This window comes from Streptomyces sp. NBC_01618 (assembly GCF_045209435.1).
Taxonomy (GTDB): domain Bacteria; phylum Actinomycetota; class Actinomycetes; order Streptomycetales; family Streptomycetaceae; genus Streptomyces.
This window is the reverse complement of record NZ_CP109297.1, coordinates 3,900,206-3,911,733: the sequence shown is the minus strand read 5'-3', so window position 1 is coordinate 3,911,733 and position 11,528 is coordinate 3,900,206. Positions and strand designations below refer to the sequence as shown.

The 11,528-nt window shown below is 68.1% G+C and carries 10 protein-coding genes and 1 tRNA gene; 5 read left to right on the top strand and 6 right to left on the bottom strand.

Annotation, left to right across the window (positions count from 1 at the left end):
• Positions 1-116 precede the first annotated feature (116 nt).
• The 5 genes from OH735_RS18275 to OH735_RS18255 form a co-directional block, all read right to left on the bottom strand.
• Entirely contained in the window at positions 117-1,574 is a 1,458-nt protein-coding gene (locus OH735_RS18275; protein WP_406382598.1) for a penicillin-binding transpeptidase domain-containing protein, read from the bottom strand.
• Entirely contained in the window at positions 1,571-2,971 is a 1,401-nt protein-coding gene (locus OH735_RS18270) for an FtsW/RodA/SpoVE family cell cycle protein (RefSeq protein WP_406382597.1), read from the bottom strand. Before OH735_RS18270 ends, OH735_RS18275 begins: the two co-directional genes overlap by 4 nt.
• Positions 2,972-2,994: 23 nt before the next feature.
• Positions 2,995-4,491, bottom strand: coding sequence for a PP2C family protein-serine/threonine phosphatase (locus tag OH735_RS18265; RefSeq protein ID WP_406382596.1), 1,497 nt, complete (start codon positions 4,489-4,491; stop codon positions 2,995-2,997).
• A gap of 129 nt (positions 4,492-4,620) precedes the next feature.
• On the bottom strand, positions 4,621-5,136 hold the full coding sequence (locus tag OH735_RS18260) for an FHA domain-containing protein (RefSeq protein ID WP_406382595.1): 516 nt from the start codon (positions 5,134-5,136) through the stop codon (positions 4,621-4,623).
• 10 nt (positions 5,137-5,146) lie between these two features.
• Entirely contained in the window at positions 5,147-6,019 is an 873-nt protein-coding gene (locus OH735_RS18255; RefSeq protein WP_406382594.1) for an FhaA domain-containing protein, read from the bottom strand.
• A 315-nt stretch (positions 6,020-6,334) separates the two neighbouring features.
• On the opposite strand from OH735_RS18255, the gene OH735_RS18250 reads away from it, so the two are divergent.
• Positions 6,335-6,417: transfer RNA gene (locus OH735_RS18250), tRNA-Leu, on the top strand.
• 326 nt (positions 6,418-6,743) lie between these two features.
• Here OH735_RS18250 and OH735_RS18245 read toward each other — a convergent pair.
• Positions 6,744-7,208: a MarR family winged helix-turn-helix transcriptional regulator gene (locus OH735_RS18245; protein WP_406382593.1), complete on the bottom strand. Its 465-nt coding sequence runs from the start codon at positions 7,206-7,208 to the stop codon at positions 6,744-6,746.
• Positions 7,209-7,298: 90 nt separating this feature from the next.
• On the opposite strand from OH735_RS18245, the gene OH735_RS18240 reads away from it, so the two are divergent.
• The 4 genes from OH735_RS18240 (at position 7,299) to OH735_RS18225 (ending at position 11,508) form a co-directional block, all read left to right on the top strand.
• The gene (locus tag OH735_RS18240; RefSeq protein WP_406382592.1) at positions 7,299-8,417 is read left to right on the top strand and encodes a hypothetical protein; all 1,119 of its coding nucleotides are present in this window, start codon (positions 7,299-7,301) and stop codon (positions 8,415-8,417) included.
• Between the two features lie 161 nt (positions 8,418-8,578).
• Positions 8,579-10,039, top strand: coding sequence for a DUF2252 domain-containing protein (locus OH735_RS18235; protein ID WP_406382591.1), 1,461 nt, complete (start codon positions 8,579-8,581; stop codon positions 10,037-10,039).
• Positions 10,040-10,097: 58 nt separating this feature from the next.
• A complete protein-coding gene (locus tag OH735_RS18230) occupies positions 10,098-11,117 on the top strand; it encodes a hypothetical protein (protein ID WP_406382590.1) in 1,020 nt (339 codons plus the stop codon).
• Positions 11,118-11,163: 46 nt separating this feature from the next.
• Positions 11,164-11,508: a rhodanese-like domain-containing protein gene (locus OH735_RS18225; protein WP_406382589.1), complete on the top strand. Its 345-nt coding sequence runs from the start codon at positions 11,164-11,166 to the stop codon at positions 11,506-11,508.
• Positions 11,509-11,528 lie beyond the last annotated feature (20 nt).

Sequence of the window (11,528 nt, the reverse complement as noted above, 5' to 3'; positions counted from 1 at the left end):
CGGTGTGCTGCTCGCGCATACGCTACCGGCCGCGCACTACCTGATCGGCCCGGAGTCCGGACCTGATATCTGACCGGTATCCCAATGTGCAGATATGGCACCCGATGTGATGGGTGTCACCTCCTGCTGTCGATGACCGCCTTCATTACAGCCTGCGCGATCGGGGCGGCCAGACCACCACCGGAGATGTCGTCACGGTTGGCCTGGCCGTCCTCGACGACCACTGCGACGGCGACCGGGGAGCCGCTGTCGGTCTTGGCGTACGAGATGAACCAGGCGTACGGCTTCTCGCTGTTGTTCAGACCGTGCTGGGCCGTACCCGTCTTGCCGCCGACGGTGACGCCCGGGATCTTGGCGTTCTGCCCCGTGCCGCTCTCGACGACGGTCTCCATCATCTGCTGGAGCTTCTGGGCGTTCTCACCCGAGAGGGGCTGGCTGAGCTGCTCCTTCTCGTGGGTGTAGATCGGATCCAGGCCGGGGGCCTGGCGCTCGGCGACCATGTACGGCTGCATCAGCTTGCCGTCGTTGGCGACCGCGGCGGCGACCATCGCCATCTGTAGCGGGGTGGCGCGGTTGGACGCCTGGCCGATCCCGGCCATGGCGTTCTGCGGCCGGTTGTCCTTGGGGTAGACGCTGGCATCGGCGCGGACCGGGGTGAAGATTTCCTTGTTGAAGCCGAACTTGTTGGCCTGGTCGATCATCTTCTGGTTGCCGAGGTCATCGCTGATCTTGCCGAAGACGGTGTTGCAGGACCACCGCAGCGCCTCCCGGAGCGAGGCGTTCTCACACGGGATGTTGCCCTCGTTCTCCAGGTTGCCGGTGGTCTGCGGGAGCCGGTAGGGCAGCGGTGACTTGGTGTGCTCGTCGATGCTGGTGTACAGCCCGTTCTCCAGCGCGGCCGCGGCGGTGACGACCTTGAAGGTCGAGCCCGGCGGGTAGGTCTCGCGCAATGCCCGGTTGAGCATCGGCTTGTCCTTGTCGTCCAGCAGCTTCTGCCGGGCTTCCGCGTCCTTGAGGGAATTGCCCGCGAAGACCGAGGGGTCGTACGAGGGGGTGCTGACGAGGGCCAGGATGGCGCCGGTCTGCGGGTCGATCGCGGCTACGGCGCCCTTCTTGTCGCCGAGCCCCTTGAAGGCGGCCTTCTGGGCGGCGGCGTTGAGGGTGGTGACGATGTGGCCGCCGGTCTTCTTCTCACCGGTGAAGAGGGACAGCGTGCGGTCGAAGAACAGCTGGTCGCTGTTGCCGGTGAGGATTCCGTCCTCGATGCTCTCCAACTGCGACGCGTCGAACGCCTGTGAGGAGTAGCCGGTCACGGGTGCCCACATGGGGCCGTTCTTCCAGACCCGCTTGTACTTGAAGTCGCTGCCCTTGGTCTCGACGGACCCGGTGACGGGGTTTCCGTCGACGATGATGTTGCCGCGCTCGTGTGCGTACCGCTCGATCTGGATGCGGCGGTTGTGCTCGTTCGCGTTCAGTTCGTCGGCACGCACGTACTGGAGCCAGTTGACACGGACCAGGAGAGCGAGGACGAGCAGCCCGCAGAAGATCGCGATCCTGCGAAGGGGCTTGTTCACGGTCGGACCACCTGGGTCATCTCGGCGTCGGGTGATGGGGCTGGGGCCGGAGCGGGGCGCCGCGCGGTGTCGCTGATACGGAGCAGGATTCCGATCAGGGCCCAGTTGGCGATCACTGACGATCCGCCTTGCGCGAGGAACGGCATGGTCATACCGGTCAGCGGAATGAGTCCCATGACACCGCCGGCGACGACGAAGACCTGAATGGCGAAGGAGCCGGAGAGCCCGATCGCGAGAAGCTTGCCGAAGGGATCGCGGGCAGCGAGCGCGGTGCGGACACCGCGCTCGACGATCAGACCGTAGATGAGGAGGATGGCCATCATCCCGGCGAGGCCGAGCTCCTCGCCGAAGGTGGCGAGGATGAAGTCGGAGTTGGCGGCGAAGCCGATCAGGTCGGAATTGCCCTGGCCGAGGCCGGTGCCGAGCGTGCCCCCGGAGCCGAACGCCATCAGGGACTTGGCCACCTGCTCGCTGGCTTCCAGCTTGCCCCATCCGGCGAACGGGTCGAGCCAGGCGGTGACACGCTGCTGGACGTGCGGTTCGAATGCGGCCACACCCACGGCGCCGGCTGCGGACATCAGCAGGCCGAAGACGATCCAGCTGGTGCGCTCGGTGGCGACGTACAGCATGACGACGAACATGCCGAAGAACAGCAGGGACGAGCCGAGGTCGGTCTCGAAGACCAGGATGAGGATCGAGAAGGCCCAGACCATGAGGATCGGCCCGAGGTCCCTGCCCCGCGGCAGATACAGGCCCATGAAGCGGCGGCTGGCCAGGGCCAGCGCGTCGCGCTTGACCATGAGATAGCCGGCGAAGAACACCGAAATGATGATCTTGGCGAACTCCCCTGGCTGGATCGTGCCGACGCCGGGGATGTTGATCCAGATCTTGGCGCCGTTCACGGCGGGGAAGAACATGGGAAGGATCAGGAGGAACAGCGCCACCAGCATGGAGATGTAGGTGTAGCGCTGCAGAATGCGGTGATCCTTGAGAGCCACCAGTACGACGACGAGCAGCCCGACGCCGACAGCGGAGAACATCAGCTGCTTGGACGCAGCGGGTGCGAAGGTCTTCAGTGCCTGGAACCTTTCCGACTGGTCCAGGCGCCAGATGATTGCCAGTCCCAAGCCGTTGAGCAAGGTGGCCAGCGGCAGCAGAAGCGGGTCCGCGTAGGGTGCGAATCTGCGGACCGCGAGATGTGCGACGCCCGCGAGCAGGGCGAGCCCGAGTCCGTATCCGAGCATGCCGGAGGGCAGTTCACCGTTGAGGGCAAGGCCCACGTTGGCGTACGCGAACGCCGAGATGAAGACGGCGAAGAGAAGCAGAACCAGTTCGGTGTTGCGACGACTCGGTGCGTCGATCGCGCCGATCGTGGTCGTGTTGGTGACAACGCTCATGGTGCTGAAGGCTCCCTACGGCTTTACTGCTTACCGCACTGCGGGACCAGCTTCTTCTCTTCCTCCGAGAGGCTGGGACCAGGAGTGGGAGTCGCTGCGGTCGGCTTGGTCTTGGTGGCGTCGGAGGTGCCGGACGTCTTGGCGGCGTCGGAGTCCGTGCCACTGGCTTGGCCCTCGTCGGAGCCGGCCTTCGCGGCCGCGCGTCGCTGAGCGTCCTTCTTGCAGGCGGATGCCTGGACGGAGAGTTCGCCGATTTTCTTGCGCGCGGCGGTGAGGTTGCCCTCGGCGATGGTCGCCTCGACCTGCTTGCGCTGGTAGGGCGGGAGGTACTCGAGTTCGATCTCGGGGTGGTCCTTCTCGACCTTTGAGAGCGAGATCCACGCCAGGTCCTGGCTGATGCCGCGGAACAGTGCGACGTGTTCGTTCTTCGCGCCGACATAGAACTGGTTCTGGGTCCAGCGGTAGCCGCCGTAGAGACCACCGCCGATGATGGCGAGCGCGAGCACGATGTAGAAGGACCGCTTGAGCCACTTGCGGCCGCCGCGGGGCTTGACGAAGTCGTCGTCGGTGTACGCGTCGAAGGAGCCGTCCGGCATTCCGCCGTAGCCGACGTCGTCACCGCTGCCGGGCGGGCCGAAGCCGCCCGCGGGCGGCTGGACGGGGCGGCCGAGGCCGGCCGCTCGTCCGGCGGGGGTCTGCATGGCGCCGCCGTCGTTCTGATGGGCGGCCTGGTTCTCGGCGACCGCGCCGACGATGACCGGGGTGTCGTTGAGCTGCCCGGCCAGGGTGTCGTTGCTGTCGACGTCGAGGACGTCGGCGACGATGCAGGTGATGTTGTCCGGACCGCCGCCGCGCAGGGCGAGCTGGATCAGCTCCTGGATGGTCTCCTGGGGGCCCTGGTAACTGGCGAGGGTCTCTTCCATCGTCTGGTGGGAGACGACGCCGGAGAGCCCGTCGGAGCAGATCATATAGCGGTCGCCGGCCCGGACCTCACGGATGGAGAGATCGGGTTCGACGTGGTCGCCACTGCCCAGCGCACGCATCAAAAGAGCGCGCTGCGGGTGGGTGGTGGCCTCTTCCTCGGTGATCCGGCCCTCGTCGACCAGCCGCTGTACCCAGGTGTGGTCCTGGGTGATCTGGGTGAGTACGCCGTCGCGCAGCAGGTACGCACGGGAGTCGCCGACGTGGACGAGGCCGAGGCGCCGGCCGGTCCAGAGCAGGGCGGTGAGCGTGGTGCCCATGCCCTCCAGCTGGGGGTCCTCCTCGACCATCATGCGCAGCTGGTCATTGGCCCGCTGGACCGCCGTACCGAGCGAAGTGAGGATGTCCGAGCCCGGGACGTCGTCGTCGAGCTGGACGAGCGTGGAGATCACCTCGGAGCTGGCGACCTCACCGGCCGCCTGGCCGCCCATGCCGTCGGCGATGGCGAGAAGGCGCGGACCGGCGTAGCCGGAGTCCTCGTTGCCCTCCCGGATCATGCCCTTGTGCGATCCGGCGGCGAAGCGCAGGGAAAGACTCATGCGCACCTCGCCCGTCGGCTCGGGGTACAGCCGGTCTCGAGCCACACTGCCCACCCTCCGGTCGGGAGCCGGGCCGGGTCCGTTGCCCGGGCCGTCGCGGCTCGCTCGCTCCGCTCGCTCATTGTCGTACTACTTCCGCAGCTCGATGACGGTCTTGCCGATCCGGATCGGCGCGCCCAGCGGAACAGGCGTCGGGGTGGTGAGCCGGGTCCGGTCGAGATATGTGCCGTTGGTGGACCCGAGATCCTCGACGATCCACTGGCCGTCACGGTCGGGGTAGATCCTGGCATGCCTGCTGGACGCGTAGTCGTCGTCCAGCACGATCGTTGAGTCGTGGGCCCGGCCCAGCGTGATGGTCTGCCCCTGGAGCGCCACCGTGGTGCCGGTGAGGGTGCCCTCGGAGACGACCAGCTTTGTGGGTGCCCCCCGGCGCTGGCGGCCGGGCTGTTGGCGTTGCTGCGGTGGTGCCGCGGCATTCTGGCGTGCCTGTGTCGGTCGTGCGTCGTTCGCGGTGCGGCGTGAGCCGCGCTGCGTGACGCGCGTTCCGAACAGGTCACTACGGATGACCTGGACGGCCACGATTACGAACAGCCACAGAACAGCCAGGAATCCTAGCCGCATGACCGTCAGGGTCAGCTCTGACATTGCCCCCGCTTCACCCTTCGGCTTGCCGGTAAACGATGGTGGTGCTGCCCACGACGATCCGCGAGCCGTCGCGGAGCGTAGCGCGGGTTGTGTGCTGCCCGTCCACCACGATGCCGTTGGTGGACCCGAGATCCTGGATCGTCGAGGGCGTTCCGGTCCGGATCTCACAGTGCCGACGCGATACGCCGGGGTCGTCGATCCGCACGTCGGCGTCGGTGCTGCGTCCCAGCACCAGCGTCGGGCGGGAGATCTGATGGCGGGTGCCGTTGATCTCGATCCAGCGCCGCACCTGCGCGTTAGGCAGGGGGCTGGGTCCGGCCGGCGGGTGCCGGTCGGTACTGGGCGCTGCCGGCCTGCCTGCGCCCGGCGGCGGCGCCGCGGGCATGGGCGGGGCGGAGCTGGGCGGATAGCCGTAACCGCCGGTGGGCTGCGCGGGACGCCCCGGGCCCGGGTAGGGGGGCTGGCCGTGCTGTCCCGGCCGGACCTGGGGGTCCTGCTGCTGTGACGAACTCGACGCCAGGGTGCGGCTGCGCACCCGGTAGAGCCCGGTGTCCAGGTCGTCGGCCTTCTCCAGATGGACCTTGATGGGGCCCATGAAGGTGTACCGCTGCTGCTTGGCGTAGTCGCGGACCAGGCCGGAGAGTTCGTCGCCCAACTGTCCCGAGTACGGGCTGAGTCGCTCGTAGTCGGGGGTGCTGAGCTCGACGATGAAGTCGTTGGGGACGACGGTCCGCTCACGGTTCCAGATCGTTGCGTTGTTGTCGCACTCGCGCTGGAGGGCTCCCGCGATCTCGACCGGCTGGACCTCGGACTTGAAGACCTTGGCGAAGGTGCCATTGACCAGACCTTCGAGACGCTGCTCGAAACGCTTCATGACTCCCATGGGGCACCTCCTCCGTTGTAGTCGTCCCTGTACTGCTTACTGATCGTATCCACGCGTCGGGAAATCGGCTGGTTCCCCTTGTCTGCCCTGTGGATGAGTGTCACCTCTCACACCGATCGTAGAGGCGGCCTCCTCACAGTGTCCCGCACGAGGGGTGCACTGAGGAGGAGTGGGGGCGGCCGCTGGGCGTTCCCGTTTCCCGCCAGGCGTTCGGTGAAACAACGGATGTGAATCCACCCTGTCCAGCGTGCTAATCTTCCGGATGTCGCCAGGCGCTCGCACCAAACGGTGAGAGAGTCTGGAAACACCACTCTTGCGCGAGTGGCGGAACGGCAGACGCGCTGGCTTCAGGTGCCAGTGTCCTTATGGACGTGGGGGTTCAAATCCCCCCTCGCGCACAAGAGAGAAGCCCCACAGGCCAAACGGTCTGTGGGGCTTCTTCGTTCCTGCCGGTGCACGTCGGTTCCCGCTGGCGCTCGTCGGTTCCCACTGGTGCTCGGGGGTGCTCACGTGCCTGTTGTGGCGACTTTCGTAGGACAGCCGCCTGGCCGGGCTGTGAGGCCGGGGTGGTTGGGCTGTGTTTCACGTGAAACACCCGATTGAGGGTGTTCTCATGTGTACGAGAAGGGGGGCGGGGCCGGCGAGACAGCCGACCCCGGGCGTCGTCTGGTTGTAGTGGTCCGGCGGCTGTTCTGGCAGACCTGAGGGGGCTGCGGGGTGCAGGTCAGGGGATCTGCGGGGTGGTTGCGCCCGTGTCGCCTGCCGAGTTGTAGCGCAGTAGGTACTCCGCGAACTGGGCGAGGTCGGTCGCTGTCCAGTCGGCGAGTCGCTGCTGGTACGCGGCGTGGCGGCTGGCCTGGGTCGAGGCGAGTGCCCGGGTTCCTGCCTCGGTGGGGTGCAGCACCTGGATGCGATGGTCGTCCGGGTCCGGGTGGCGTTCGACGAGGCCCAACTTTTCCAGAGTGCCGACCTGTCGGCTGACCGTCGATTTGTCCAGCATGTAGTGCGCGGCAAGATCCGTTGCGCGGCAGCCGTGCTGGTCGTCGATGTGGGCCAGCAGCGTGTACGAGACCAGGGGCAGCTCCGGATGGAGGCGGGCTGCCGCGGCCCGCGCGCGACGCGCGAAGGCGGTCAGTTCGCGCTGGATGACATTCAGCGATTCTTCGCGTTCTCCGGGGTCGCCTGGCACTGGTTCGCCTTCCGTCTCGTCTCCCTCGGGATTCAGTTGTATAGTACAACGGGTTGTAAGTTGTAAAAGCCAACTATTGGAGTGCTTCGAATGTCCTCAGGCCCGAGTGCCGCCGCCGGCTCCACCGCAGCCGCTCTGCGTCATGTCCTGAGCCATCTCGTTACGCCGCTGCTGATGTGCATCGGCATGGGGCTCGCCTACCTAGGGGCGTTCCATGCCCCTGAGCCGCACGACCTGAGGGTGGACGTGGTCGGGTCGGGGCCGAGCGCGCAGCTGCTCGCGCAGACGCTGCAGGACAAGGGCGACGGGGCGCTGAGTGTGCACACGGTCCCCGATCGCGCAGCGGCGGTGAACCACCTGAGGACCCAGGCGAGTTACGGCGCCTACCTGCCGGGGAAGCATCCCGAGCTGCTGGTGGCCGGTGCGGCGTCCGACACCAGCGCGACGGTGGTCGAGAAGGTCTTCACCAAGGTCGCCGCCGAGCACGGTCATCCGCTGAAGGTGACGGACACGGCACCGACCGCGGACGGCGATCCGACCGGCCAGGGCATCTTCTTCCTGCTGGTCGCGGTGAGTATCGGTTCCTACGCCTCGGTCGCGGTGATCGGCGGCGCGGGCGCGGTACTTTCGCTGCGGATCAGGGCCGCCCTGACGGCTGCCGCGTCCCTGGTGGTGAGCTTGATCGGAGCGGTCTTCGCCGGTCCGCTGTTCGGTCTCGTGGACCACGGCCTCGGCGGTCTCTGGGCGATGGCCTGGCTCTACTCGGCGGGCATTCTGCTGATCGGCGTCGGGCTGCACACCTTCCTCAAGCGGTGGACGACGCTCGGCGTGATGGTGCTCTTCGTGATGCTCAACTTCACCAGCTCCGGCGGCATCTTCCGGCCGGAACTGCAGCCCGGCTTCTTCGGTGCGCTGCACTCCTTCTGGAACGGTGCGGGCTTCGTCGAGGGCGTCCGCAGCCATGTGTACTTCGGCGGGCATGCGCTCGGCCGGAATGTGCTGGTGCTCGCGCTCTGGTTCGTGGTGGGTCTGGCAGTGATGGGTGCGGCAGGGCTGGCCGAGGCGAGGCGGCGGAAGGCCGCGGTGGAGACCGCTCCGGCAGGGGCGGCCGAGGGGACGGCCGAGGCCGGGGCTGCACAGGCACGGGGACGGCATGTGCAGGCCGGGGTGGACCACGAGGAAGAGCTGGAAGAGGCCGTCGGCGTCTGACCAGGGCAGAGCGTTGCCCACGCGGTGTTGTCCACAGGTTGGAACGTGAGTTTTCCACAGGGGCGGACGGCTTTCGGCGGACAGCGGTACCTTCGTCGCGATTGATCTGCGACCGGGCGTCGGGCCAGGAGCGCAGGGCGAGGTGGGGGAGGCCGCGCGCCATGGGCGAAATCGAAGCGACAGTTCCGGTTCAGCGGGCTGTGCAAGGGAATCCGCGCATTCCGGTCGTGCCCGGATTCGCTCGCCGGGCGGATGGGGCGGCCGCAGCGGGCAGGAGCGCGCCGCGGTCGCCCAGGAATGTGGGCAAGGCCCTGCGGGAGAGGGTGTCCAGGGCCTCTCACTCCTCTCTGGACCTCCCGGCCGGGCGGCCCGATGCCGTGCAGGCGGTCGAGGAATCGAGCCGCGGCAGGGTGCCCGGGCTCACCCCGATCCGGGTGGGGCGGATGGCGGCCACACCGTTCGCCTTTCTGCGGGGCTCGGCCGGGCTGATGGCCCATGACCTGGCGGGCACGCCTGTCAGCGGGGTGGGCGCCCAGCTCTGCGGTGATGCGCACGCCGCCAATTTCGGGCTGTACGGCGATGCGCGCGGCAGCCTGGCCATCGATCTGAACGATTTCGACGAGACCGTTTTCGGCCCCTGGGAATGGGACCTCAAGCGCCTCGCCACCTCGCTGGTGCTCGCCGGGCGGGAGGCCGGGGCGGACGAGGACACCTGCCGCCAGGGTGCATACGACACGGTGGGCGCCTACCGGCGGACGATGCGGCTGCTGGCCAAGATGCCCGCGCTCGATGCCTGGAATGCCATCGCGGATGAGGAATTGGTCTCGCACACCGATGCGCGGGATCTGCTCGGCACCCTGGAGCGGGTCTCGGAAAAGGCCCGCAACAACACCAGCGCCCGTTTCGCGGCCAAGTCCACCGAGGATTCGGGGGACGGCGGACGTCGCTTCATCGACGCGCCGCCGGTGCTGCGGCGGGTGCCGGACGACGAGGCCGCGGCGGTGGCGGCGGGACTTGGCGACTATCTGGGCACGATCTCGGAGGACCGGGGCCCGCTCCTCGCCAGGTACGCGATCCACGACGTGGCGTTCCGGGTGGTCGGCACGGGGAGCGTCGGCACCCGGTCGTACGTGGTGCTCCTGCTCGATCACCGTGGTGAGCCCTTGGTGCTGCAGGTGAAGGAGGCGCGGCCCTCCGTGCTGGCGCCGTATCTGCCGGCTGTCGGGTTCGATGTGCCGGAGGTGGCGCACGAGGGGCGCCGGGTGGTGCTCGGGCAGAAGCGGATGCAGGTCGTCAGCGACATCCTGCTGGGGTGGGCCACCGTGGAGGGGCGTCCCTTCCAGGTGCGGCAGTTCCGGAACCGCAAGGGCAGCGTGGACCCGGCGGCCCTGGCAGCCGACCAGGTCGACGACTACGGCCGGATGACCGGGGCGCTGCTGGCGCGGGCCCATGCGCACAGCGCCGACCCGCGACTGGTCGCGGGTTACTGCGGCAAGAACGAAGAGCTGGACGAGGCGGTGGCGGCGTTCGCGGTGCAGTACGCGGACCGTACGGAGGCGGACCACGCGGAGCTGGTACGGGCCATCGGGGCGGGGCGAATAGCCGCCGAACTGGGTGTGTGAGGGGCATGGAGCCGACCGCGTGTCATCGAGGCGTGGGAGGTGGCCATACGCTGGACGGGTGACCCACGAAGCCGCCGGGGTGCCGACCACCCGGAACGACGATGACCGGCAGGACAACGACCGGCAGCACGATCAGCATGCGCCGGATGCGCCGGATGCGCCGGATGCGCCGGATGCGCCGGATGCGCCGGATGCGCCGGATGCGCCGGATGCGCCGGGGGGCCGGTCAGCCGGTGTCGGTGCTGGTGAGGGTGCCGGTGCTGCTGAGGGGACCGGCGGGGCCGTCGGTGGGCATGCGGAGGGGGTCCGGCCCGAGGCTCGGCTCGCCAAGGCCGTACGGGCGGCGGAGCAGGCGCTGATCGAGTTCGAGATCGCGGTGGAGACCTTCCGGGTCGAGGTCGAGAACTTCTCCAGGCTGCACCACCAGAAGCTCGGCCCGATGTACGCCCGCCTCGATGAGCTCGACGCGCAGATCGCGGAGGCCCGGGCTGCCAGGACCGGCGATCCCGAAGACCTCCGCAAGGCTCAGGAGGCCCGGGCGATCGTGATGCCGATGCCGGGTGTCGACGAACTGTTCCACGACTGGATCGACTCCGACGGGCTGTCCCCCGAGGCGGCGGCGATGCTGACCGAGCAGCCGGTCCGGCCGCCCAGGCGGGTGCGGCCGACCGAGGAGGCGCGCAAGCTCTACCGTGAGCTGGCACGCAAGGCCCACCCGGACCTGGCGCAGGACGAGACGGAGCGGACACGCCGCGACGAGTTCATCACCCGCGTCAACGCCGCTTACGGGCGTGGTGACGAGGCACTGCTGATCGAGCTGGCGCAGGAGTGGGCGGCGGGGCCGGTGGCGCCGGAGGCGGAGCTCAGCGAGAGCGAGGAGCTCTACGCCCGGCTGAACTGGCTGACCCAGCGCAAGGAACTCCTGACGGTGCTCGCTCAGGAGCTCGAGGAGAGCGCGATCGGGGCCATGCTGCGGATGGCGCCCGACGATCCGGACCGGCTGCTCGACGAGATCGCCGATCAGCTGCTGGGCGAGGTCGCTCAGCGTGAGGCGGAGCTGGCGGGGCTGGTGCAGTAGCGTTCCTGGTGACTCTGGAGCGTACGTACGAGAGAAGGCATGACCCATGAATTTCGCCCCGCTGCCCTCGGTGGATGTCGCGGCGGTTCCGTCGGACGGCTTTGTGCTGGATGTCCGGGAGAACGACGAATGGGTGGCTGGGCATGTCGAAGGCGCCCTGCACATTCCGATGAGTGACTTCGTGGGTCGCTTCGGTGAGCTGACCGAGGCGGCTGAGGGTGGGCAGCGCGTGCATGTGATGTGCCGGGTCGGTGGCCGGTCCGCCCAGGTTACCCAGTACCTGGTGCAGCAGGGCATCGACGCGGTGAACATCGACGGCGGGATGCTTGCCTGGGACGGTGCCGGGCGTCCGATGGTCACCGACAACGGCGCCCCGGCTTTCGTGCTCTGAGCCGGGTGACAGCTCGATTG